Here is a 24,272-nt window from a genome sequence, read left to right as displayed (position 1 = left end):
GGCAGACGCGGACGGATTTGTCGACGGACAAATCCGTCTGGCGTCGCCGCCACGACCCTCGGGAGGCCGGCTCTTCTCCGGTGTCCGTAGCGGGCCGATGGGGCAGCTCTTTCACAGGTCTCCCCTCCGCCCCTTGATCTGATCCGATCAAGAACCGCGTCGCTCGCCGCCCCCGCCTCGCAGTATCACCGCGCCAAGGACGCCGGCCCCGGCGCCGCGACAAGGGGGAGACGCCAATGGACGAACTGCACTTCGGCAAGCGCAACAAGCGCGGCGACTGGGCGCCGAACGAGCCGATCGCGCTCGCGCCGCTGTTCCGCCTGCCCTTCAGCCTCAAGGCGTTCCTTGCGTGGCTGCCGCACTACTTCCTGCCATGGAACGTGCTGTTCGCCCTTTCCGCCGTCGCGTGGTGGGCGTGGATCGTCCCGCCGGTCGAGACCATGCGCACGCTCACCTGGGGCTGGCCGCTCTATCTCTACGCGGTCAACGCCGTCGCGACCGCGCTGTTCTACGGCGCGTTCGAGCTGCATCTCTACGTGCTGAAGCGACAGGAGCGGCGCTTCAAGTACAACGGCAAGTTCCCGGCCGAGCACAAGAGCAAGGCGTTCTGGTTCGAGAGCCAGAACCTCGACAACATCCTGCGCACCTTCCTGTCCGGCGTGACGATCTGGACCGCCTGCGAGGTGCTGGTGCTCTGGGCCTTCGCCAACGGCTACGTGCCGTGGCTGTCGTTCGCCGACCATCCGGTCTATCTCGCCTGCCTCGCGCTGGTGGTGCCGATCATCCACGAGTTCCACTTCTTCTGCGTCCACCGGCTGATCCACACGCCGCTGCTCTACAAGTGGGTGCATTCGGTCCACCACAACTCGGTCAACCCCTCGCCGTGGTCGTCGCTGTCCATGCACCCGGTCGAGCACCTGCTCTACTTCGCCACTGTCTTCTACCACCTCATCCTGCCGTCGAACCCGGTCCTCGCGCTCTACCAGCTGCACTACGCCGCCTTCGGCGCGATCCCCGGCCACGTCGGCTTCGACAAGGTCGAGGTGGGCGACAACCACGCGGTCGACAGCCACGCCTATGCCCACTACCTCCACCACAAGTACTTCGAGGTGAACTATGGCGACGCGCTGATCCCGCTCGACAAGTGGTTCGGCACCTGGCACGACGGCTCGCCCGAGGGCGACGCGCGGATGAACGAACGCTACCGCCGCCGCAAGGAAAAGCTCGCGGCAGCGGAGGCCACGAAGGCCGACCAGTCGCAGCCCGAGGCCGCAAGGGCCGACCAGCCGAAACCCGAGGCCGCAAGGGCCGACCAGCCGAAACCCGAGGCCGCTGAGGCCGATCCGGCAACGACCGCCGCGGCCAGGGCCCCCGGCCAGACCGCCGCCTGATCCCCTCCCATCAAGGACGCCCCGCCATGACCGCAGCCACCGCGACCTGGATCACCGCCTGCCGCCTCGACGACATCGAGCAGGAAGGCGCCCTGCGCTTCGACCACGGATCGCGCACCTTCGCGATCTACCGCGCCCCGGACGACAGCGTCTGGTGCACCGACGGCCTCTGCACCCACGAGGCCGTCCACCTCGCCGACGGCCTCGTCATGGACTACGAGGTCGAATGCCCGAAGCACTCGGGCGCCTTCGACTACCGCAGCGGCGAGGCGATGCGCCTGCCCGCCTGCAAGAACCTCCGCACCTATCCCGCGGAGATCGTCGACGGCGACGTGCGCATCGCCGTCGCCTGACCCCCAGCCCTACGCCGTCCAGAACAAGAAGAACCGGCCGGCACCATCCGGGCGGCCGGAATCCCTATCCCAGGAGGAACCCCCAGGATGCGCCTTGCCCTTGCCGCCACCGGCCTTGCCACGCTTCTCGCCACGGCCGCCAGCGCCGGCACCGTCGGCGTGACGATGCAGAGCTTCGACGACAACTTCCAGACGCTGCTCCGCAACGGCCTCACCCAGCACGCGACGGATCTCGGCGTCGACATGCAGGTCGAGGACAGCCAGCGCGACGTCGGACGCCAGCTGAGCCAGGTGAACAACTTCATCGCCTCCGGCGTCGAGGCGATCGTCGTCACCCTCGCCGACACCGCCGCCGCCCCCGCGATCACCGCCGCCGCGGAGGCCGCCCACATCCCGCTCGTCTACCTGAACCTCCAGCCCGAGAACGTCGCCGCGCTGCCCGACGACGAGGCCTATGTCGGCTCGAAGGAGACCGAGGCGGGCTTTCTCGGCGCGACCGAGGCGTGCCGCGAGCTGAAGGCCGCCGGCAAGACCGAGGCACACGCCTACATCATGATGGGCGACCTCGCCCACACGGCCGCGCTGCAGCGGACGCAGGCGGTGAAGGACGTGCTCGCCACCCCCGAGTGCAGCTTCATCACCGTCAACGACGCGCAATCGGCCGGCTGGCTGCGCACCACCGCGCTCGACCTGATGACGAACTGGCTGACCGCGGGCGACGCCTTCGACGTGGTGTTCGCCAACAACGACGAGATGGCGATCGGCGCGACCCAGGCGATGAAGGCGGCCGGCATCGACATGAAGAGCGTGGTCGTCGTCGGCGTCGACGCCACGCAGGACGGGCTCGCGGCCATGCGGGCGGGCGATCTCGACATCACCGTCTTCCAGAACGCCCGCGCGCAGGCCGCCGGCGCCCTCGACGCCGCCCTGGCCCTCGCCAAGGGCGACCCGGTCGACAGCGTCGTCACTATCCCCTTCGAGCTCGTCACCCCCGACAAGCTCGACAGCTACACCGCGCAGAACTGAACCGGCGAAGGGCCGGCCCGTCCCGGCCCTTGCTCCGGCTCGACCTGGAACTGCCCCGCGCGTAATTCCTTCGCCGTGACGCGCCGGGGCTTCCCGTCCACGGCGACGACGATCCCCGTATCGGTCTGAATGGCAACGTCCCGTGCCATCTGCGCCGCCCGCCGCATCGCTGCCATCGACCCGCGAAGGTCAGGGTTTCCGGCTTCGGAGATATCGCGCTTCGTCATCGGTTCTCTCCCCAGTCCAGCAGCGCGGGTGTCGTTCCGAAACGATCATATAGGGCCCAGTCATCCACCGCCCGGCGGTCGTGCTGGTGAAAATTGTATAGTCCCGACCGATAGCGACGCCGGATGACGACATCGGGGATATCGTGCCCGCCCTGACCCACCCGCGTGGCGACCCGCGCGACGGCGGCCTCCGCATTCGGAAGTGACAGAAAGCAGAGGCTGACGCGGTAGCCCAGCGTCCGCCACGCCGGAATGTGGCGCAGGTAGCTCAGCCCCGACAACGTTGTTTCAAAGGCGAAGCTCTCATCGGCCTGCACCGCGCGGGCAATCTCTTCGAGCATCATTCGCCCGGCCCTCACCGCGACAGTCTCGGGCGCGAAGGGGGCCAGCCCGGCGGCGATCAGGTCGGCGTTGATGAAACGCAGAAGCCGCGCTTCCGTCGGCAGAAACGAGCGTGCGAACGTCGTCTTGCCGGCGCCGTTCGGCCCGGCGATGATGATCTTCCTATGCGGTGCCGGGGCGATCATTTCCGCACGAGACACCTCATCTCCCCGGCGGTCAAGCACTGGAAAATGAACAAGAAGTTGGCCGCGCGAGCCGGCCTGCAAGATGTCGGCGGAGGGGAGGGCCGCCTCTGCGGCCCTCCCCTCCCGGAACCTCGGGCGTAGGCGAGGGACTCGGTCCGGCGCGTCAGGCGGTAGCCGATCGCGAGCACCGCGAACCAGACCGGCGCGACGTAGAGCGCCACCCGGGTGCCCGCGTCGAAGCCGAGGAAGATCGCGACCATCGCGAGGAACGCCAGCACGCCCCAGTTGGTGAACGGCGCGCCCGGCATCCGGAACGTGACCGGCGCCGCCTCGCCGCGCGCCACCGCCAGACGACCGCATTGGTGGCCTTGGGCAGCGACTTCGCCGGATCCTCGACCTCGCCCGCGGTCACGCCGAGCAGCTCGACGCCCTGGAAGGCGAACATCACCATCTGCAGCGCCAGCACCACGCCGAGCGTGCCGGTCGGGAACAGCCCGCCGTGCGACCAGAGGTTCGAGACCGAGGCGACGTCGTGGTGCTCGCCCGAACCGAAGACCAGGAACAGCGGCCCCGCGACCAGCAGGCCGACGATCGCCACCACCTTGATGAGCGCGAACCAGAATTCCATCTCGCCGAACACCTTCACGGCGATCAGGTTGGCGCCGTAGAGCACCGCGAGGGTGACGAGCGCCGGCAGCCACTACGGCACGTCCGGGAACCAGTAGCTCGTGTAGATGCCCACGGCGGTGATCTCGGCCATGCCGGTGACAACCCACATGAACCAGCAGGACCAGCCGGTGGCAAAGCCTGCGAACGGGGAGACGTACTCCTCGGCACAGGTCGCGAACGACCCAGCCACCGGACGGTGCAGCATCAGCTCGCCGAGCGCGCGCATGATGAAGAAGATGACGACGCCCGCGATGGCATAGGCGAAGATCAGGCCCGGGCCCGCGAAGGCGATCGCCCGGCCGGAGCCGAGGAACAGCCCGACGCCGATCGCTCCGCCGAGCGCGATGAGCTGGACGTGGCGGTCCTTCAATCCGCGATGAAAGTCCGCGGCTTCCCGTTTCTGTTCGGCGTCAATAGCTGCCGCATCATGCGATCGCATGTCGGGTCTTCCGCCGGTCTGTTATGAGAATTGGCTGTGGGGGCCGCCCCGCCGGGGCGGCCCGGGCGCCGTCAGGCGAGGCTGACGACGAGTTCGATCTCGACGCTGGCGCCGCGCGGCAGGGCCGCGACCTGCACCGTCGAGCGCGCCGGCTTGTGGCCGCCGAAGCGCTTTTCGTAGATCGCATTCAGCCGGGCAAAGTCGCCGAGGTCGGTGACGAAGACCACCGCCTTCACCACCTTGTCGAAGCTCGCGCCGGCCTCCTTCAGGACGGCGGCGAGGTTGTCGAACACCTGCTCGGTCTGCGCCTCGATCCCCTCGGGCATGCCGCCGTCGAGCGTCAGCGGGATCTGGCCCGAGGTGAAGAGCAGGTCGCCCACCCGCACGCCGTGGCAGTACGGGCCGATGGCGGCAGGGGCGCCGGCGGCGTTGATCGTCTTCATGCAGTCAGTTCCTTCTTCGGAGAGGCGAGGGTCTTCGCCGCCTCGGTATAGCGCTCCAGCCCGAGCGGCTTCGCGTCGATCGCGGGCACCCGGCCGGACACGAGATCGGCGAGCACGCTGCCCGAGCCGCAGGACATCGTCCAGCCGAGCGTGCCGTGCCCGGAGTTGAGCCAGAGGTTCGAGAACTTCGCCCGGCCGATCACCGGCGGCCCGTCCGGCGTCATCGGCCGGTGCCCGGCCCAGAACGTGCCGGCCCTGGCGTCGCCGCCGCCGGCGTAGAAGTCCGTCACCACATGCTCGAGCGTCTGCCGGCGGCTCGGGTGCAGCGCGTTGGAGAAGCCGTCGAGCTCCGCCATGCCGCCCACCCGGATCCGGTCGCCGAGCCGGGTGATCGCCACCTTGTGGTACTCGTCCATCACCGTCGAGACCGGCGCGCCGTCCGGGTCGGTGATCGGCACGGTCAGCGAATAGCCCTTCACCGGATAGACCGGCAGGTCGACCCCGTGCGGCTTCAGCAGCGCCGGCGAGTAGCTGCCCATCGCCACCACGTAGGCATCGCCCGTCACCGGCCCCCGGTCGGTGGCGACGCCGGCGATCGCGTCGCCGTTGGTGATGAGCCCGGTGATGCCGACGCCGTAGCGGAACTCCACCCCCCGGGCCACCGCCAGATCACGCAAGGCATTGGTGAACTTGAAGCAGTCGCCCGTCTCGTCCCCCGGCAGGCGCAGGCCGCCGACGAACTTGTCGCGCACCCGCGCCAGCGCCGGCTCGACCCGGATGCAACCCTCGACGTCCAGCACTTCGTGCGGCACGCCGAGATCCGCCAGCACGTGCACGTCCTTGGCCGAGCCGTCGACGAGCTTCTGGGTGCGGAAGAGCTGCAGCGTGCCCTGCATCCGCTGGTCGTAGGCGATGCCCGTCTCGGCGCGCAGCTCCTTCAGCATGTCGCGGCTGTATTCCGCGATCGGCACCATCCGGCTCTTGTTCACCTCGTAGGCGGCCGCGTTGCAGTTGCGCAGCATCGCGGCGGCAAAGCGCCAGAAGGCAGGATCGAAGCTCGGCCGGATGAACAGCGGGCTGTGCTTCATGAACATCCACTTGATCGCCTTCATCGGGATGCCCGGTGCCGCCCAGGGCGACGAGTACCCCGGCGACACCTGCCCGGCGTTGGCAAAGCTCGTCTCCAGCGCCGGCCCCTGCTGCCGGTCGAGCACGACGACCTCGTGCCCCGCCTTCGCGAGATACCAGGCGCTGGTCGTGCCGATCACGCCGCTGCCAAGGATGACGATCTTCATGCGATGAGCCTTTCCTTCTCGGCGCCGGCATAGGTGCGGGCGTAGCGGTGTCCAAGCGATGTCAGCATCTCGTAGCCGATGGTGCCAGCCTCCGCGGCCAGCGTGTCAACCGGCTGCTGCGCCCCGATCAGCTCGATCAGGCCGCCCTCGACCGCATCGGGCGCCTCGGTGACGTCAAAAGTGGCAGTATCCATCGAAACCATGCCGACCAGCGGCACCGGCCTGCCGCCGAAATGGGCGGTAGCGGTGCGGCTGAGGCTCCGCAGGTAGCCGTCGGCATACCCGACCGCGACCGTGGCGATCCGCGTCGGCCGGCCCGCGGTGAACGTTCCGCCGTAGCCGACGCGCGCGCCGGCCGCGATCTCGCGGACCTGCACGATCCGCGCGAACAGACGCACCACCGGCCGCATCGGGTTCTCCCCGCCGGCGATCGGGTTCAGCCCGTAGAGGGCCGCGCCCGGTCGCGCGAGGTCGAAGTGGAAATCGCTCCCGAGAAAGATCCCCGACGAGTTCGCGAGGCTTGCCGCCGCCGCCGGCAGCCGCCGCCGGCCGGCCTCGAAGCGCGCGCGCTGCGCCCGGTTCATCGGATCGTCCTGCCGCTCCGCACAGGCAAGGTGGCTCATCACCAGCCGCAGCGCCACGCCGTCGAGCCGTCCCGGCTCCTCGGCCACCACCGCCAGCTCTGCCTCCGGCAGCCCGAGCCGCGACATGCCGCTGTCGAGCTGGATCGCCGCCGGCAGCGGCTTGCCCACGCGCCGACCCGCCGCCGACCACGCGTCGACCTGCCCGAGGCTGTTCAGCACCGGCCGGATCCGGCTCGCCACGAACTCCGCCTCGGCACCGGGCACCAGTCCGTTCAGCACGAAGATCTCCGCCATCGGCACCGCCCAGCGCAGGGCGATCGCCTCGTCGAGATGCGCCACGAAGAACGTCGTCGCCCCCTCGGCCGCCAGCGTCGGCGCCACCGTCGCCGCACCGAGCCCGTAGGCATCCGCCTTCACCACGGCGGCACAGTCGACCGCACCAAGCCGCTCCCGCAGCGCGCGATAGTTCGCGCGGATCGCCGCGAGGTCGATCTCGAGAAACGCGCCGGCATGGCGGGATGGGATCATCGCGAAAGTCTCCGAGGGTCGAGTGGTGTCGGTCCTGCCTCTGCAAAAGCAATCCTCATGCCAACTTCTCCCGCTCACCAAGCCATTGATTTCGCACATGCCGCCAATGCGCTGGACACAAGTCGCCTGTAAACAATTCTTTACGATCCGAGGCATCCCGTCGAAATCCTCTGGGAAAAACAGCCTCTTGACGCGTTCGTAATAATTTCGTTACGGTGTACCTATTCTTTTACAGGGGCCAACCATGCGCGTTGAGATCGCCTTCAGCGACCGGGTCGGCATCGCTTCCGAAATCCTCACTGTGCTCGCACGGCACCATCTCGACGTGCTGTCCGTCGAGGTCGAGCCGCCGCATATCTTCATCAACTCGCCCGACCTCACCGACCTCGAGCCGATCCGCCCGGACCTCGAGCGCGTCGCCGGCGTGCGCACCCTTCGGCCGGTCGACCTGCTGCCCGGCGCCCGCCGGCGGCTGCACCTCGACGCGCTGCTCAACGCCTTCGCAGACCCGGTGCTCGCCGTCGACGCGCGCGGGCACATCCTCGTCGCCAACGCGGCAGCCGCCAGCCTCGACGCCGGGACGGAGCTTGCCGCGACCTTCGACGACCCCGCCGTCGCCACCGCCCTGCTCGCCAGCGGCTTTCGCGACCAGCCGGGTGAGGCAACCGTGCATGGCGAGCCGTTCATGCTGGAAGCCCGCCCCCTGCCCGACGGCGCCGGCGGCATGGTCCTGTTCCACGCCCCGCAACGCCTCGGCGAACGGATGAACGCGCTGCAGCACCTCGGCGACGTCGGGTTCGATGCCCTGCTCGGCGCGGCGCCCCGCATGCGCGCCCTGAAGCAGCGCGCCGCCCGCGTCGCCGCGGTCGACGGCCCGCTGCTCATTCTCGGCGAGACCGGCACCGGCAAGGAGCTGCTCGCCCACGCCTGCCACCGCGCGAGCCCGCGCGCCGAGATGCCGTTCCTCGCGCTGAACTGCGCCGCCCTGCCCGAAAGCCTCGCCGAGAGCGAGCTCTTCGGCTATGCCGGCGGCGCCTTTTCCGGCGCGCGGCGCGACGGCAAGCCCGGCCTGCTCGAACTCGCCGACCGCGGCACGGTGTTTCTCGACGAGATCGGCGAGATGTCGCTCTACCTGCAGGCAAAGCTCCTGCGCTTCCTCAGCGACGGCAGCTTCCGTCGCGTCGGCGCCGCGCGCGAGACGCGCGTCGACGTGCGGATCATCTCCGCCACTCACCGCGACCTGCCGGCAATGATCGGAGGCGGCGATTTTCGCGAAGACCTCTACTATCGGCTGAATGTGCTGACGCTGGAAATCCCGGCGCTGCGCGACCGCGGCGACGATGTGGTGCTGCTCGCGCGGCACTTCTGCGCCCGGGCGGCGGCGCAGACCGGCAGCCCGGCCTGCCGCCTTTCCGCCGCCGCCGAGGCCGCACTCGCCGCGAACCCGTGGCCCGGCAACGTGCGGCAGCTTGAGAATGCTATCTTCCGCGCCGTCACCCTCGCCGACCACCCGACGCTGGCGCCCGCGGATCTGGAACTGGCCGCGGGCGAGCCGGCCCCGGCGCCGGAGGGCGCGAGCTGGGCCGAGGCCGTCGCCAGCTTTGAGCGCGCGTTCCTCGGCCGGCTCTACCCGGACTATCCTTCCAGCCGGAAGCTGGCCGCCCGCCTCGGGACATCGCACACGATGATCGCGAACAAGCTCCGCGAGCACGGCCTGACGGGCGGCCCGCCGCGCCCGCGCTGACCTCCGCCCCCGGGCCGCGCCCCCGGCGGGCCCCGGTCAGGCCGCCTTCAGCCGCTCGACCGCCACGCTGCGGCCGCCCAGCTCGCCCGCGACGCTTTCCGCGACGATGCGCGCCGTCGCCGCCGACAGCGTCCAGCCGAGATGCCCGTGCCCGGTGTTGTAGAACACGCCCCGCGCCCGGCCGCGCCCGACCCGCGGCAGCATCGAGGGCGTCATCGGCCGGAGGCCCGCCCACGGCACCACCTGCTCGGTCGAGACCCCCGGGAAATGCGCCTGGCACCAGTCGACGAGCGGCTGGATCCGGTCGGCCCGGATGTCCTTGTTCGCGCCGTTGAACTCCGCCGTCCCGGCAATGCGGAAGCGGTCCGCCCCGAACCGGCTCGCGACGATCTTTGCGCGGTCGTCGAGCAGGCTCACCCACGGCGCCGCCGCCCGGCTGGCTTCGTCGGCCAGACTTACCGTGATGGAATAGCCCTTTACCGGATAGATGTTCACCCGGTCGCCCAGCCCCGCGGCGATGGCCCGGCTGCGGATGCCCGCCGCCACCACCACGCCGTCGAACACCTCGCTCGCCGCCGGGGTCACGATCCGCACGCCGCCCTCGACGCTCGCCACGTCGCCGACCCCGGTGCCGAACCGCAGGTCCGCGCCACAACGGGCACAGGCCGCGGCCAATCCGACGGTGAACTTGTGGATATCGCCCGAGCTGTCGCTCGCCGTCAGAAAGCCGCCGACGAAATCGCCCTGCAGCGCCGGCTCCACCTCGCGGATCTCGCCCGGCGACAGCTCGCGCCGCTCCAGCCCGCCCTGCGCCAGCAGCCCGTTCACCATCCGCGCATGCCGCAGGTCCCGATCCTTGGAATAGAAGTGCAGGATCCCGCGCCGCTCCAGGTCGAAGTCGATCCCCTCGCGCGCCGCCATCTCGAACAGCACGTTGCGCGCCGCGATCGCGAGCCGCACGGTCTCGACGGTGTTCGCCTTGTAGCTCGGAATGTTCGACAGGAACTCGCCCATCCAGGCGATCTTGTGCAGCGTCGGCGCCGGGTTGACCAGCAGCGGCGCATCGGCCTGCAGCATCCACTTCAGCCCCTTCAGCACCGTGCCCCACTGGGTCCAGGTCTCGGCGTTGGAGGCGGAGAGCTGCCCGCCGTTGGCAAAGCTCGTCTCCATCGCGGCATAGCGGTGGCGATCGAACACCGTCACCTCGAAGCCGCGGTCCAGCAGCTCATAGGCGGTCGTCAGGCCGGTCACACCGGCGCCGATCACGGCAATACGGGTCATGTCACACTCCAAGGCGCGGCTCACCGGCCGCAGCGCCCCCTCCGTGCCTTGGACCTGAGAGTTTCACCCGCCACCGTCGGCGTCCGGGCTTTCTCCTTCGGTGGGCCCTTGTCGAGGGCCGCTTTCCGGAGTGTTGAGACGCTGCCGGTCCTTGGACCTGAGAGTTTCCGGGGCGCGGTTGCTCCTTCGGCGGCGGGTCTCCCCGCCTTCTCCCGGCAGTGCCTTGATGCGCGACCGCTTACCCGTGTCCGCCGATTCGGACAACCCCGGTTGTGATCACGGCGCTCACACTCGTCCGGCGCTCAACCCGGAGCGACCCGCTCGAGCCCACCGTCGCCCAGCCGGAACGCCGTTCCCGGCAGCGCGGTCACGAACGACTGCGCCGGCACCCCGGCCTCGTCCAGCGCCCGGGCCAGATCGCGCGGCGGATCGTCGAACCCCTCGTCGGTCAGCTGGAACGTCCCCCAGTGGTGGCCGACTGCCTGCCGCGCCCCGCAGAGCCGGAAGGCCTCGACCGCCTCGGCGGGATTGACGTGCTGGTCCTTCATGAACCAGCGCGGGGCATAGGCGCCGATCGGCAGCAGCGCCAGACGCAGCCCCGGATGCGCCGCCGCCACCGCGCCGAACGTGCTGCCGTCGCCGAAGGAGGTGTCCCCGACGGCATAGATCCCGCCCCCGGGCGCGTCGATGACGAAGGCGGCCCACAGCGCGTGCCGCCGGTCGCTGAGCCCGCGCGCCGACCAGTGCCGGGCGCTCACCAGATGGACCACGACCTCCGGGCCGAGGCGAACGCTGTCGCCCCAGTCGGCGGCCTCGACCGCCACGGTGGCATCCGCGGCCCGAATGATGGTGTCGTTGCCGAGCGGCACGACGATCCGCGGCCGGTCCCGCTGCCACAGCCGCAGCAGGGTCGCGAGGTCCATGTGATCGTAGTGGCAGTGACTGACCAGAACCGCGTCGATGCGTGGCAGATCGTCGAACGCGATGCCCGGGGCGGCATGGCGCTTCGGCCCGGCGAAGCTGAACGGGCTCGCCCGCTCGGACCAGACCGGATCGAGCAGGATGTTGAGCCCGGCAATCTGGAGCAGGAAGCTCGCATGTCCGACGAAGGTCAGCCGCCCGTCGCTCCCCGCCACCCGCGCCGGCGGCTTGTCCGGCGGGCCGGCCGGCACCTGCCTCGGCCACACCGCCGCCCGCGAGCCGAACTTCCATTTCAGCATGTCAGCAAGGCCGCGGGTCTCGTTCGGGACCCCGGGATTGAAGAACCGGGTGCCGTCGAAATGGTCGGAGACCGGACCCTGATAGTAGCTGTTGGTCTGCGCCATCGCGCCCCCGGGCATCAGGCCAGCGGTCATGCCGGCGAGCCCGCCGAGAAATGAGCGTCGCGAGATCTTCGTCAAGCCCGCATGCCGGCGGAGATCCTCCCACATTCCCGAGACCGCCCCCTCGCCGCCACGTCGATATCAACGATCATCGCCGTGATTGGATGCCGGGGACCGTCTCCAGCACGCCCTGCCACCAAGGCGAGACGGCAGGCGCCGTCCAGAGCGATCCGCCGCGACCGTTGCCACCGATCCCACGCCTCTGCCCGGACCGCGACCGCAACGTGCCGGGTGCGGCCCGACGGCCAGGGTCCGCGGGCGCAAGTCCCTTTCAATTCAGTGGCCTATCCGCCATCTTGAGCGTGACACGCCTTCGCTTCGCACCCTCTTGCGCCCGGCGCTGCCACCCCCTATTCCCTCGCCATGACGCACCAGCCCGACCACCAGCGCCTCCTCATCGTCGACTTCGGCAGTCAGGTCACCCAGCTGATCGCCCGGCGGCTGCGCGAATCCCGCATCTTCTGCGAGATCCACCCGTTCCAGAAGGTGGACGCCGCCCTCCTCGCCGATTTCCGCCCGCAGGCGGTGATCCTCTCCGGCGGCCCGGCCAGCGTGACCGCCCCGGACAGCCCCCGCGCCGCGCCCGAAATCTTCACCCTCGGCGTCCCCGTCCTCGGCATCTGCTACGGCCAGCAGGTGATGATGGAACAGCTCGGCGGCAGGGTGGAGGCCGGCCACCACGCCGAATTCGGCCGCGCCTACGTCACGCCCTCCGAGACCGCAGACCCCCTCTTCACCGGCCTCTTCACCACCGGCCGCGAAGAAGTCTGGATGTCCCACGGCGACCGCGTCACCGCCCTCGCCCCCGGCTTCTCCGTCATCGGCGAGAGCCCGAACGCCCCCTTCGCCATCACCACCGACCCCAGCCGCCACTTCTACGCCGTCCAGTTCCACCCGGAAGTGCACCACACCGTCAACGGCGCGCGGATCCTGAAGAACTTCACCGACCTCGCCGGCTTCACCGGCGACTGGACGATGGCGACCTACAAGGAGCAGGCGATCGCGGCGATCCGCGCCCAGGTCGGCACCGCCAAGGTGATCTGCGGCCTCTCCGGCGGCGTCAACTCGTCCGTCGCCGCCGTCCTCATCCACGAGGCGATCGGCGACCAGCTCACCTGCGTCTTCGTCGACACCGGCATGATGCGGCAGGGCGAGGCGGAGGAGGTGGTGACCCTCTTCCGCGACCACTACAACATCCCGCTGATCCACGCCGACGAGGCCGACCGCTTCATCGACGCGCTCGAAGGCGTCTCGGACCCCGAGGTCAAGCGCAAGACCATCGGCCGGCTCTTCATCGAGGTCTTCGAGGCCCGCGCGGCCGAGGTCGGCGACGCGAAATTCCTCGCCCAGGGCACCCTCTACCCGGACGTGATCGAGAGCGTCAGCTTCACCGGCGGCCCGTCGGTGACGATCAAGAGCCACCACAACGTTGGCGGCCTGCCCGAGCGGATGAGCCTCGCGCTCGTCGAGCCCCTGCGCGAACTCTTCAAGGACGAGGTCCGCGCGCTTGGCCGCGAACTCGGGCTCCCGGAAAGCTTCGTCGGCCGCCACCCCTTCCCCGGCCCCGGCCTCGCCATCCGTTGCCCCGGCGAGATCACGCGGGACAAGCTTGCCATCCTCCGCCAGGCCGATGCCGTCTACCTCGACCAGATCCGCCGCCACGGCCTTTACGACGAGATCTGGCAGGCCTTCGCCGTGCTCCTCCCCGTCCGCACCGTCGGCGTGATGGGCGACGGCCGCACCTACGACTACGTCTGCGCGCTCCGCGCGGTGACGAGCGTCGACGGGATGACCGCCGACTACTACCCCTTCACCCACGCCTTCCTCGGCGAGACCGCGACCCGGATCATCAACGAGGTGAAGGGCGTGAACCGCATCACCTACGACATCACCTCGAAGCCCCCGGGCACGATCGAGTGGGAGTGAATTAAGGTCGTTTCAGACCATCTCGCTCCGTGCCGGAAATCGCACGACCCCGTTGATTAGTAAGGATTATTTTTCTTACCCCGTATCGCTGCATGTCACCCCAACCCAGCCACTTTGTTGGTAGCGGTGTTGGTATGGCGCAGGATGGTCGAGAAACGGGCTTTCGCTACCAACAACCCCTTTGTTGGTATCCGCTTGCCCCCAGACCGGATGCGGATTTATGGGCGATCTCACTGATAAAGAACTGAAAAATCTGAAACCGAGGGCCAAACTGTACAAGGTGACGGACCGCGACGGGATGCACGCGGCCGTCACCCCGACCGGGGTCATCTCGTTCCGGTATCAGTACCGGGTGAACGGGCGGCAGGAGGTCTTGACCATCGGCCGATATAGCGCCGAGGCAGCGCGCAAGCTGACACGCGCGCCTGATGCGCTGGAATACGGAATGGAAGTGTCGCTTGCGGAAGCGAGGACGTTGCTGGCGCGGGCCAGGCGTCAAGTCGAGCGAGGCGAGTCGCCGTCGAAAGCCAAGGTGGAGAAGCGCACGGCGTCAGCCGAGGCGTTCACGTTCGGCGGGTGGGCGGAAGCCTATTTCAAGCACAAGGCCGATCCCAAGTCTGGGGCCGAGAGACTGGCCGACAGCACCTTGACGATGCGCCGATCCGTCTATGATCGCGCCATCGCGGGCGAGTTGTCGAAACTCAAGCTGGGGGAGGTGACGCCGCAGCGCCTCAAACGCCTGTGCGACGAGGTCAAGGAGAAGCGCGGACCGGCCGTCGCGGTGCATGTCCGCGAAGTGGTGTTGCTGGTGTTCCGCCATGCTCAAGGATGCGGGCTGGATGTGAGCAATCCGGCTGAGTCGATCCGCACCAGCGCCATCGCCACCTTCGAGCCGCGCGAGCGCGCCCTGTCGCCGTCCGAGGTCCGTGCGGTCCTGACGGCGTTGGATCATGTAGCAGCGGCCCCCACGCTGCGCTCGGCAGTGAAGTTTGTCCTGCTGACCGGCGTCCGCAAGTCGGAGTTCATCGACGCCACATGGAAGGAAATCGACTTCGCCGCCGCGCGCTGGACGATCCCCGCCGAGCGCATGAAAGCGGGCAAGGCGCATGTCGTCCCGCTGAGCGATCAGGCGCTCGACATTCTGACAGCGTTCCGCACCATGTTCGGCGTCAGCCGATACTTGCATCCCGGCCGCTACGATGGCGATACGCCCATCAGTAACGCCACGCTCAACCGCGTGATCGACACGGTGGTAGAGCGCATCCGCGCGGATGACCCGGATTTTCAGAGTTTCGGCGTTCACGACCTGCGCCGCACGTTTTCGACCGGCCTGAACCGAGCCAAGTTCGATGATCGCTGGATCGAGATGAGCCTGGCCCACGCGCCCCGGAACCGGATCGCGGCGATTTACAATGTGAACCGCTACCTCGCCGAGCGGAAAATCATGCTTCAGTGCTGGGCTGACATGCTCGATGCTTGGGTGAAGGGCGAATCCGCGAGGGAGTTGATCGCCGACGCGAAGCGACGTGCCGCCGAAGTCCATGATGACGAACTGGACGACGATCTCTGAACTACATGCGGCCCGCGTCCATCCTGTCGGTCGTTGTCATTAGCGGCCGCCAGCCGGCGGGATCGGCGATCCAGCGGTCGATGTCAGATTCATGCCAGCCCGCGCCGTTCATGCTGATCCTGAGTTGGGGCGGGAAGGTGCCTTCGGCAATCTTGCGATAGATGGTGGACCGGGACAGGCCGGTGCGGGCGAGGACGGTTTTCAGGCGGACGATACGGTCTGGTTGACCCATGGTTGCGCTGCCTCCTGCTGGTCGTTTCTGACGATTGCAGAGACCAGACAGAGCAATGATTTGTCGTTGCGCAAGAGGTATTTAGCCGTCGTAGTACTGCGGCGTACAAAGGGCGGCAAAAAGGTAGGTTCTACGATCTACAACCCGATGCCTCGACCCCTGCCGAGACCATGACTGAGGGCAAGTTGTCGGCTGAGCCTCATCCCTGAGTCGAAGTCCATGTCGATGCCGAGTTGTTTCTTGCGGATTTCCAGCATGGATTCCATCTGCGGATCGCGTTCGAGGCTCATCGCCATATTGCCCATCTCCGCGCGTGCGGCCCTGTAGCCGGAATAGTCTCCCGCCGCATACTGGCGCTGGCTGCTCTGGTCGAGCTTCTGGAAGCGCTCCACGAAGCGGTCGGCGCGGCGCTGCGGATCGGTGCGGATTTCGGTTTCGAGCTGGAGGGCGCGGATGGCGCGGTTGGTCCGGCCGCCGCCCGCTTCGCGGGCAAGGCTTTCATCCTTGGCATAAGCCGCTTCGGCATCCTCCCAGCCGTGGGGCCGCACCTTGTCAAAGGCTGTGCGGGAATCGACCAGTTCCTTCCATTGCTCGGGGCTTGCCTTGCGACCCATATCCTCGGCGCTGAAGATCGCATCGACGGCGCGGGCATGCCGCTTGAGCGCTTCCGTGCGGGCTTTGCGCAAAGCCGCTTCCGGGTCTTCGGCGATGTCCCGTTCCGGCGCTGTGGGGCCGCGCCGTGCCTCCAGCCCGGCGCTTTCCCTTTCCGGCCGAACCGCGTCCGAACCGGCCCCGCCGTCTGCGGCCAGGTGCAGGCCATCAAACATGCCACGCACCTTTTCTGGAACCTGCTTGACGATCTCGACAACCCGCTCCATCCGCTCGCGGAAGGTAATGCCGCGCCGCTCGGCATAGCTCTGCGCCGGCTCGTAGTCCGACGCCATGTCCTTGGCCCGGTCGCGCGACAGGGTGTCGATGAGCTTGTCCTGGCCGGCGAAGTCGTCGCGGCCGTAATGCAGGTCCATGCCGTCACGGTGGCGCGACAGGGCGACATAGCTGCCATGGGCATCCATGCCCGGTGTCGCCAGAACATGGGTGCGGTCCACGGTCATGCCCTGCGCCTTATGGATCGTCGCCGCATAGCCATGATCGATACGGTCGTAGTCTTTCAGGTCGAAGGCGACAGAGCGGCCATCGTCGGTCTGTACGGTCATGCTCTGCGCGCTGACCTGTTCGATGATGCCAAGCGTACCGTTCTTCACACCAAGCCCACGCTCGTTTTGCAGGAACATGACGCGATCCCCGGCGGCGAAGTAGCGTTCTCCGCGCTCGACGGTGACGCGCACGTCTTCGCCGAGATCACCGGCCTCCCGCATCCGCTCGCGGGCGGCCTCGTTGAGTTCCCGTACCTCGGCATTGGTGTGGGTGAGAATGATGCGGCTGGCATCCGGCGCGGCCTGCCGGTCGCGGTCCCAGCGGTCGATCAGATCGTCACGCGCCTGCTCACGCGTTTCGGATGAATGCACCATGCCGTGACTGTCATAGGCATGGATCGCTTCGCCGGTCCTACCGGTCGCCAGATCGCGCGTGGCGTCTCGCTGCCAGTCCTCGCGCTGGCGGCGGACCTCGCTGATTTCCACGCCGCCATGACGGTCATGGATCGAGCGGAAGGCCGCGCCCGCCTCGATTGCCTGCAACTGCTGCGGATCACCGACCAGCACGACTTTCGCGCCAGCATCTGTGGATCGGCGTGGAATAAGGACCCCGCTTACGGGGTGATCGGCTTCCAAAAGGGACCCCTTTTGCGAGTGGGTCCACAGTGCTCCCGAGGGATGATCGGGAGCCGAGATTGGGATGCTGGTTGTGGAGACGATCGCCAAGATCCGGCGGGCCTATTTCGTCCAGAAGAAGGCGATCAAGGAGATCTGCCGTGAGCTGAAGGTCTCGCGGAAGGTCGTCCGCAAGGTGGTTCGAGGCGGCGAGACGGCGTTCGTCTACGAGCGAAGCGTGCAGCCGCAGCCGAAGATCGGGCCTTGGCGGGCGGAGCTCGACCGGCTGCTGGCGGAGAATGCGGGCCGCGCGAGCCGGGCGCGGCTGACGCTGATCCGGGTGTTCGAGGAGCTGCGCGGTCTCGGCTACGAGGGCGGCTACGACGCGGTGCGGCGGTACGCGGCCGGCTGGCAGCGCGAGCGGGCCGCGGCGACGGCGGCGGCGTTCGTGCCGCTGAGCTTCGCGCCCGGCGAGGCCTACCAGTTCGACTGGAGCCACGAGGTGGTGCTGATCGCCGGCGCCACGGTGACGGTGAAGGTGGCGCAGGTCCGGCTTTGCCACAGCCGGATGCTGTTCGTGCGGGCCTATCCGCGCGAGAGCCAGGAGATGGTGTTCGACGCCCACGACCGCGCCTTCGCCTTCTTCCGGGGGGCCTGCACCCGGGGCATCTACGACAACATGAAGACCGCGGTGGACGCGATCCTGGTCGGCAAGGCGCGGGACTACAACCGGCGCTTCCAGCAGATGTGCGGGCACTACCTGGTCGAGCCGGTCGCCTGCACGCCGGCGTCGGGCTGGGAGAAGGGCCAGGTCGAGAACCAGGTCGGGACGGTGCGGCAGCGGTTCTTCTCGCCGCGGGTGCGGGTCCGGAGCTATGAGGAGCTGAACGCCTGGCTCGTCGATCGCTGCGTCGCCTGGGCGAAGGCGCAGCCGCATCCGGAGGTCCGAGACAGGACGATCTGGCAGATGTTCGAGACCGAGCGGCCGAGCCTCGTGCCTTATGCCGGCCCGTTCGACGGCTTCCATGCGACGCCGGTCTCGCCGTCGAAGACCTGCCTCGTTCGCTTCGACAACAACAAATACTCGGTGATGGCGAGCGCGGTCGGCCGGCCGGTCGAGGTTCGCGCCTATGCCGATCGCATCGAGCTGCGGCAGGACGGGCGGATCGTCGGGCAACACTCTCGCGTCTTCGGCCGCGGCCAGACCGTCTACGACCCCTGGCACTATGTCCCCGTTCTGGCGCGCAAACCCGGCGCGCTCAGGAACGGCGCGCCCTTTCAGGACTGGGTGCTGCCCGGCGCGCTCGAGCGGGTGCGCCGCAAGCTGAAGTCCGCGCCCGACGGCGACCGGCAGATGGTCGAGGTGCTCGGCGCCGTGCTGACCGACGGCCTGCCGGCGGTCGAGGCCGCCTGCGCCGAGGCGCTGAGGGAGGGCGTCCACTCGGCGGACGTCATCCTCAACATCCTGTCCCGGCGCCGGGACCCCGGCCCGCCGGCGACGATCATGACCCCCGAGGCGCTGCGGCTGCGGCACGAGCCCGCGGCCGACTGCGCCCGCTACGACAGCCTCAGGAGGGCGAGCGGATGATGGAGCGCAGCGCGATCATGACCACGATGGGCGAGCTCAAGCTCTTCGGCATGCGGGCGGCCTACGACGAGATCGTCGCTTCGGCGGTGAAGCGCCAGCACGAGCCGCAGCGGGTGGTCAGCGACCTGCTGACCGCCGAGCTCTCCGAGAAGCAGGCCCGCTCGATCAAGTACCAGATCGCCATCGCCCGGCTGCCGATGGCCAAGGAGATCGACGAGTTCGTCTTCGACGCCACGCCGATCAACGAGACCCTGGTGCGCGACCTCGCCGGCGGCGGCTTCCTCGCGCAGCAGCGCAATCTGGTCCTGGTCGGCGGCACCGGCACCGGCAAGACCCACCTCGCCGTCGGCATCGCCCGCGCCTGCATCCGCGGCGGCGCCAGGGGCCGCTTCTTCAACGTCGTCGACCTCGTCAACAAGCTCGAGGCCGAGGCCCGCGCCGGCCGCCAGGGCCGCCTCGCCGACCACCTCTGCCGCATGGACCTGGTCGTCCTCGACGAGCTCGGCTACCTCCCCTTCGCCCAGGCCGGCGGCCAGCTCCTCTTCCATCTCGTCAGCCGGCTCTACGAGCAGACCTCGGTCGTCGTCACCACCAACCTCGCCTTCGGCGAATGGCCCGCCGTCTTCGGCGATCCGAAGATGACCACCGCGCTGCTCGACCGCCTCACCCACCACTGCGACATCGTCGAGACCGGCAACGAGAGCTGGCGCTTCAAAAACCGCGCCTGACCCCACCCTCACCGCCTCACCGGAGCGGGAACCGGCCCGTCTCCGCCACCCGCACCGCTGCGCCGGGCCGGGTCCCGCTCCTCGCCGACGGGGGTCCCTATTGGAAGCCGATCAGGGGTCCCGATCCCGCGCCGATTGACAAGATCCGCCGCATGGGATAGCACACGCTCCAACTGCCGCGTGCCGACCATGCCCGCCTCGTCGATGACAAGCACATCGTGGGCAGTCAGCATGTCGCGTCCGTTCTTCCAGCCATGTTCCATGCTGGCGATGGTGCGTGACGCAATGCCCGATCCGCCTTCCAAATTCTCGGCGGCAATGCCGGACAGGGCAACGCCGCGCACCTCGTAGCCTGCCGCTTCCCAAGCCTCCCGCGCCACGCCAAGCATGGCGCTCTTTCCCGTCCCGGCATAGCCGACGACAATGCCAAGGTCGCGCCCGTCCGTGACATGCGCCAGCGCATCGGCCTGCTCGCCGGACAGCACAAGGCCGCGCTGTTCGGCGCGGGCCAGTGCCGCCTCTCTGTCCCTGTCGTTTACCTCATGGCGTTCCCGCTCGGCCATGAGTTCGGCGGCACGATGCAGGCGCTGCTCTGTCTCGATCATCTCGCGCGTGGTGAAGCGGTCTTCTCCGCGTCCGTCCTCGCCGAGTTCGACCAGATCGGGCGAGTTGCGCATCGCGCCCATCACCTCGTTGAACTGCTCTACGCCGTCGCTGTGCCGATGCGCGAACTTCGCTGGTCGGCAATGGGAAAAGAGGCGTTCGAGTTTGAGCGCCACAGAATCGCCGAGGATGCCTAAACTCCGAACCGCTCCCGCATTTCTCCGGCCTTCGCCCATTCGTCGCCGGGTATTCGGTCGATCAGTTCCTTCATCACCCGGACAAACGTGGTCTTGAGGGTTTCGTCGGTCAGGGCCTTGGCGCGATCCGTTGCAAGCAATGGGCGCATGTCGGTGAAGAAGGTCGGATTGGCAAGTTTTTGGAACATGCGCTGCTGCGCCTCGGCCCTCGAAATCGTAGTCTCCGCCTTTTCGAGATAGAGGCGGAAACATGCGATGATCCTGGCGGTGTCCAGCCCATCGAACACGGTGAGCGCGTGATCGAGGTCGAACAGGTCGCGACCCTTGTTGCGCTGAAGCAAGGCCCGCAGCTTGGTCGCCAGCATTTCCTCCCGCGAGAATGTCGGGATTGAGGCCCTGCCGGTGAACCACGGATTTTCGATGCCGAACGGTATCTCGATGGGCGGATCGTAGGCTTCCCGCTCGCGCGTGTTGATCTCGATCTTGAGGTTGATGCGCACGTCGGCGGACTCGCCTTCCGCATCGACGCGAAAGCGAAGCTTGGGAGCGACGGGGCTTGGATCGGACTTTGCCTTGCCAAGCCACGGTTCCAGCACGGCGCGAACACCATCGAGGACTGGCCCAATCGGGCCGGCGCTCGTTCGCACCAGGTCGATGTCTTCCGAATAGCGCAGAGGCGCGGGGAAATGCAGCTTGTTGAGCGCCGTACCGCCACGGAAGCGCAGTTCGCCACGCAAGAAAGGATCGGAGAAGATGGCGACAAGCGCGCGGCTGATGATGAGGTCTTGCTCGACCTGCCGCTGGCTTGCCCACGGCGCGACACGGCTCCAGGCGGTGATGTAATCCTGCGGGATCATTCGTCGATCTCCGGCGGCCGGCGGACAATCACGCGCCAGCGTGCATCGCGTTCGGATGGCGGCGGCGACAAATCAGGATCGCCCGCCTGCTTGGGATCGAGTTCGACCCACGGCAGCGATCCGCGGGCCGACAGCGCCACGAACATCGCCTCCGCGATCTGCGGATGCCCCAGCCGCCCGAGCAGATGCCCGAGGCGCTGCACGACCGCTTTCTCGAAAGCACCCGACAGGGAGGCGAGCTTTTCGGGTTGCAGCCGTTCGGCCAGTTCGGAAAGCACCGTCGCGATGTTATCCAGCCCCGCGCCGGACTGCGGATAGCGCACCAGGTCGAGCGCCGTGAGTTCCGGCGAGGACAGCTTCATATAGCCCGATTGCGTCTTGCGATCCTCGATCCCCGCCGACACCGCCGCCATGTCCTTGCGATAGGAAAAGGCGATCCGCGTCCGCCCCGCCTCGATGTCGGGCAGGAGTTTGTTCGTGACGACCTGAAACTCCATGACGGCCTGATGAGAAGCGCCGTGATGTGCCGCCGCCGACAGCAGCCCTACATAGTAGGGTCGCTGCTCATGGCGCATCAGGGCGTCGATGTACCATTCCGGCGGCGGCGCTCCTGCCGTGGCGTGCTGGGGCGGCACCACCACATAGAAGCCGCGTCGGGGCCGGATAAGCTGGCCGTGCCGCTGCAAACGCTCGGCGGCGTCGAGGAACGCCCCCCGGCTGACGCCGATCTCCTTCTGCGCCTCGTCCGCAGAAAAGACCCCCCGGCCCCTGGCAAGCAAGCCGGAAGCGTAGGAGGATAAGGCTGATCGTTCGATTCGGATCATATCCCATTGTCCGCTTATAGAGCGGAAATTTCAATATGATTCCGCATATGAATCATACTCGAAAATCCGCTTTCAAGGCCGATTTTCCAATATGATGCTGCTGCGGCTTAGTTCTCGCCGAGCGGACAGCGACCACCACTATCTTCTCGAATTTTCCCTGATCCTCTATATGCTTCATGGAACGCAACTCACGGCGGGCGCATGACCGACGAAATCCTGACGATCCGGGAGGTAGCCGAGCTTCTCAAGCTCAATGAGAAGACCGCCTACAAGCTCGCCCTGGCGGGTGAGATTCCCGGCTTCAAGGTCGGCGGGTCGTGGCGCTTCGAGCGGCAGGCAATCGCAAGCTGGATCAAGCGCAAGGTCGAGGAGCAACAGAACGGGCGGCCGACATGAAGGCCGGTGCAGGGGGCAGATGAACGCCGTCGAGATCGAGGAAGCCATATCGGCGCTTGCCGAGCTGCCGTTCGACGGCGGCGAGTTCCCGTTCGCTTTCCTGCAAGCCTTCGGCAACAAGGAAACCACGATCAAGAAACTGCGCGCGGGCGAGACGAATAAATCCGATCTCGGCGGTGTCCTGCAACGCAACCACATCCATATCGCCGTCGCCCCGTCCGGCGAGGTGACGAAAACCCTGGCCGCTCTTCGGGCAAGTCCGACCACGGCCAAGGCAAAGGCGCGCTTCATCCTCGCCACCGATGGCGTGGATTTCGAGGCCGAGCATTTGGACTCTGGCGAAACCATCGCTTGCGCCTATGGCGGCTTCGCCAAGCATTTTGGTTTTTTCCTGCCGCTGGCGGGTATCACGACCGCTCAGCAAATCGTTGAAAACGAACTCGACACGCGCGCTGCCATGCGGCTTCAGCGCCTCTATGTCGAGCTTCTGAGGGATAACCCCGATTGGGGCGCAACCGAGCGCCGCCACGACATGAATCACTTCATGGCACGGCTGATCTTTTGTTTCTTCGCCGAAGATACTGACATTTTCAGCAAGACGGGCCTGTTCACGAACACCGTTGAACAGATGAGCGAGCGGGATTCGTCTAACACTCATGAGGTGATCGGCGCACTGTTCCACGCCATGAACACCAAAATCAATGAACGCGACGCAGCGAAGATTCGAAGCTGGGCCGACGCCTTTCCGTATGTGAATGGCGGGCTTTTCTCGGGCAACATGGACGTGCCAAGGTTCAGCCGCATCGCGCGCTCCTATCTTCTGCACATTGGCACTCTCGATTGGAAGCAGATCAACCCCGACATTTTCGGGTCGATGATTCAGGCCGTCGCTGACGACGAAGAACGCGGCGCGCTCGGGATGCACTACACAAGCGTCCCGAATATATTGAAGGTGCTCAATCCGCTGTTCCTCGACGACCTCCGCGCGCGGCTTGAGGAAGCGGGCGACAATGGCCGCACGTTGCTCAATCTCCGCAAGCGCATGTCCAAGATCAGGGTCTTTGACCCCGCGTGTGGCAGCGGAAACTTCCTTGTCATCGCCTACAAGGAAATGCGGGCGATTGAAGCCGAGATCAACAAGAGACGCGACGAGGCTGATCGGCCCTCGGAAATTCCGCTCACGAACTTTCGGGGCATCGAGTTGCGCGACTTTCCCGCTGAGATTGCGCGCCTCGCGCTCATCATCGCCGAATTTCAATGCAACGTGCTCTATCGCGGCAAACAACTCGCCTTGAGTGAATTTCTGCCGCTCTCGAAAGAGAATTGGATTACGCGCGGTAACGCCCTACGTCTCGACTGGCTGAGCGTCTGCCCGCCGACCGGAACGGGTGTGAAGCTCGTTTCCGACGACCTTCTCGAAACGCCGCTCGACCAAGCGCAAATCGACTTCGAGAACGAAGGTGGTGAAAACTACATTTGTAGTAATCCACCCTACAAAGGAGCACGAAAGCAAGGGCCAAATGAGAAGTCGGACCTTGAGTTAGTTTACGAGGGGCATTCAGATTTCAAGGATGCAGACTACGTCACGGGTTGGTTCTTAAAGGCAACTGCATATTGCGTTGAGGCCGGTGCGAAGTTCGCATTGGTCTCAACAAGCTCTGTCTGTCAAGGTGAGCAGGTACAATTTATTTGG

19 protein-coding genes, 4 pseudogenes and 1 riboswitch are annotated in these 24,272 nt (G+C 67.1%); of the genes and pseudogenes, 10 read left to right on the top strand and 13 right to left on the bottom strand.

Features of this window, described 5'->3' with window-relative positions; all coding sequences use genetic code 11:
• Positions 1-236: 236 nt before the first annotated feature.
• The 3 genes from QM699_RS05215 (at position 237) to QM699_RS05205 (ending at position 2,770) form a co-directional block, all read left to right on the top strand.
• Entirely contained in the window at positions 237-1,391 is a 1,155-nt protein-coding gene (locus QM699_RS05215) for a sterol desaturase family protein (RefSeq protein ID WP_415010126.1), read from the top strand.
• 26 nt (positions 1,392-1,417) lie between these two features.
• Positions 1,418-1,744 carry a MocE family 2Fe-2S type ferredoxin gene (locus QM699_RS05210; RefSeq protein WP_415010125.1) on the top strand — a complete coding sequence of 109 codons (327 nt, stop codon included), beginning with the start codon at positions 1,418-1,420 and terminating at the stop codon, positions 1,742-1,744.
• Positions 1,745-1,831: 87 nt separating this feature from the next.
• Positions 1,832-2,770, top strand: coding sequence for a substrate-binding domain-containing protein (locus QM699_RS05205; RefSeq protein ID WP_415010124.1), 939 nt, complete (start codon positions 1,832-1,834; stop codon positions 2,768-2,770).
• Here QM699_RS05205 and QM699_RS05200 read toward each other — a convergent pair.
• From QM699_RS05200 to alr, 6 genes and pseudogenes are all read right to left on the bottom strand, one after another.
• A complete protein-coding gene (locus tag QM699_RS05200; protein ID WP_415010123.1) occupies positions 2,752-2,997 on the bottom strand; it encodes a hypothetical protein in 246 nt (81 codons plus the stop codon). The genes QM699_RS05205 and QM699_RS05200 overlap by 19 nt on opposite strands.
• Positions 2,994-3,539, bottom strand: coding sequence for a hypothetical protein (locus tag QM699_RS05195; RefSeq protein WP_415010122.1), 546 nt, complete (start codon positions 3,537-3,539; stop codon positions 2,994-2,996). Before QM699_RS05195 ends, QM699_RS05200 begins: the two co-directional genes overlap by 4 nt.
• A 148-nt stretch (positions 3,540-3,687) precedes the next feature.
• A pseudogene (locus QM699_RS05190) lies at positions 3,688-4,563 on the bottom strand (amino acid permease).
• A 140-nt stretch (positions 4,564-4,703) separates the two neighbouring features.
• On the bottom strand, positions 4,704-5,075 hold the full coding sequence (locus QM699_RS05185; protein WP_415010121.1) for a RidA family protein: 372 nt from the start codon (positions 5,073-5,075) through the stop codon (positions 4,704-4,706).
• Complete coding sequence (locus tag QM699_RS05180; RefSeq protein WP_415010120.1) at positions 5,072-6,370, bottom strand: D-amino acid dehydrogenase; 1,299 nt, start codon at positions 6,368-6,370, stop codon at positions 5,072-5,074. Before QM699_RS05180 ends, QM699_RS05185 begins: the two co-directional genes overlap by 4 nt.
• Positions 6,367-7,482 carry an alanine racemase gene (gene alr / locus QM699_RS05175; protein ID WP_415010119.1) on the bottom strand — a complete coding sequence of 372 codons (1,116 nt, stop codon included), beginning with the start codon at positions 7,480-7,482 and terminating at the stop codon, positions 6,367-6,369. Before alr ends, QM699_RS05180 begins: the two co-directional genes overlap by 4 nt.
• A 244-nt stretch (positions 7,483-7,726) precedes the next feature.
• Between alr and QM699_RS05170 the strand changes: the two genes are divergently transcribed.
• Positions 7,727-9,226 carry a sigma 54-interacting transcriptional regulator gene (locus QM699_RS05170; RefSeq protein WP_415010118.1) on the top strand — a complete coding sequence of 500 codons (1,500 nt, stop codon included), beginning with the start codon at positions 7,727-7,729 and terminating at the stop codon, positions 9,224-9,226.
• Positions 9,227-9,262: 36 nt separating this feature from the next.
• On the opposite strand, the gene QM699_RS05165 is transcribed toward QM699_RS05170, so the two are convergent.
• Both QM699_RS05165 and QM699_RS05160 read right to left on the bottom strand, forming a co-directional pair.
• Complete coding sequence (locus tag QM699_RS05165) at positions 9,263-10,507, bottom strand: D-amino acid dehydrogenase (protein ID WP_415010117.1); 1,245 nt, start codon at positions 10,505-10,507, stop codon at positions 9,263-9,265.
• Between the two features lie 135 nt (positions 10,508-10,642).
• Positions 10,643-10,732: riboswitch (glycine riboswitch) on the bottom strand.
• A 77-nt stretch (positions 10,733-10,809) separates the two neighbouring features.
• Positions 10,810-11,862, bottom strand: a complete 1,053-nt coding sequence (locus QM699_RS05160) for an MBL fold metallo-hydrolase (protein ID WP_415010116.1) — start codon at positions 11,860-11,862, stop codon at positions 10,810-10,812.
• Between the two features lie 390 nt (positions 11,863-12,252).
• Here QM699_RS05160 and guaA point away from each other — a divergent pair, with 390 nt between their 5' ends.
• The gene (gene guaA / locus QM699_RS05155) at positions 12,253-13,815 is read left to right on the top strand and encodes a glutamine-hydrolyzing GMP synthase (protein ID WP_415010115.1); all 1,563 of its coding nucleotides are present in this window, start codon (positions 12,253-12,255) and stop codon (positions 13,813-13,815) included.
• A gap of 220 nt (positions 13,816-14,035) precedes the next feature.
• Positions 14,036-15,385: a tyrosine-type recombinase/integrase gene (locus QM699_RS05150; RefSeq protein ID WP_415010114.1), complete on the top strand. Its 1,350-nt coding sequence runs from the start codon at positions 14,036-14,038 to the stop codon at positions 15,383-15,385.
• Position 15,386: 1 nt separating this feature from the next.
• On the opposite strand, the gene QM699_RS05145 is transcribed toward QM699_RS05150, so the two are convergent.
• Entirely contained in the window at positions 15,387-15,617 is a 231-nt protein-coding gene (locus QM699_RS05145) for a helix-turn-helix transcriptional regulator (RefSeq protein WP_415010113.1), read from the bottom strand.
• A 137-nt stretch (positions 15,618-15,754) separates the two neighbouring features.
• Positions 15,755-17,362, bottom strand: a pseudogene (locus tag QM699_RS05140) (AAA family ATPase); the annotation flags it as partial.
• Positions 17,363-17,471: 109 nt separating this feature from the next.
• On the opposite strand from QM699_RS05140, the pseudogene istA reads away from it, so the two are divergent.
• A pseudogene (istA, locus tag QM699_RS05135) lies at positions 17,472-18,965 on the top strand (IS21 family transposase); the annotation flags it as partial.
• Positions 18,966-18,970: 5 nt separating this feature from the next.
• Positions 18,971-19,702: an IS21-like element helper ATPase IstB gene (istB, locus tag QM699_RS05130; RefSeq protein ID WP_415009310.1), complete on the top strand. Its 732-nt coding sequence runs from the start codon at positions 18,971-18,973 to the stop codon at positions 19,700-19,702.
• A gap of 8 nt (positions 19,703-19,710) precedes the next feature.
• Here the strand turns inward: istB and QM699_RS05125 are convergent, their stop codons facing one another.
• From QM699_RS05125 to QM699_RS05115, 3 genes are read right to left on the bottom strand one after another with little or no spacing between them, the layout of a single operon-like run.
• Complete coding sequence (locus QM699_RS05125; RefSeq protein ID WP_415010112.1) at positions 19,711-20,481, bottom strand: AAA family ATPase; 771 nt, start codon at positions 20,479-20,481, stop codon at positions 19,711-19,713.
• A 17-nt stretch (positions 20,482-20,498) separates the two neighbouring features.
• Positions 20,499-21,359 (bottom strand): nucleotidyl transferase AbiEii/AbiGii toxin family protein, encoded by an 861-nt coding sequence (locus QM699_RS05120; protein WP_415010111.1) that lies wholly within the window; start codon positions 21,357-21,359, stop codon positions 20,499-20,501.
• Positions 21,356-22,183, bottom strand: a complete 828-nt coding sequence (locus tag QM699_RS05115) for a type IV toxin-antitoxin system AbiEi family antitoxin domain-containing protein (protein WP_415010110.1) — start codon at positions 22,181-22,183, stop codon at positions 21,356-21,358. Before QM699_RS05115 ends, QM699_RS05120 begins: the two co-directional genes overlap by 4 nt.
• A 201-nt stretch (positions 22,184-22,384) precedes the next feature.
• On the opposite strand from QM699_RS05115, the gene QM699_RS05110 reads away from it, so the two are divergent.
• The gene (locus QM699_RS05110; protein ID WP_415010109.1) at positions 22,385-22,579 is read left to right on the top strand and encodes a helix-turn-helix domain-containing protein; all 195 of its coding nucleotides are present in this window, start codon (positions 22,385-22,387) and stop codon (positions 22,577-22,579) included.
• A gap of 19 nt (positions 22,580-22,598) precedes the next feature.
• Positions 22,599-24,272, top strand: a pseudogene (locus QM699_RS05105) (DNA methyltransferase); the annotation flags it as partial.

Origin of the sequence: Amaricoccus sp. (assembly GCF_047602525.1) — a bacterium.
GTDB lineage: Bacteria > Pseudomonadota > Alphaproteobacteria > Rhodobacterales > Rhodobacteraceae > Amaricoccus.
Note: the sequence above shows the minus strand (reverse complement) of the source record. Positions and strands in the feature narration are given on the sequence as shown.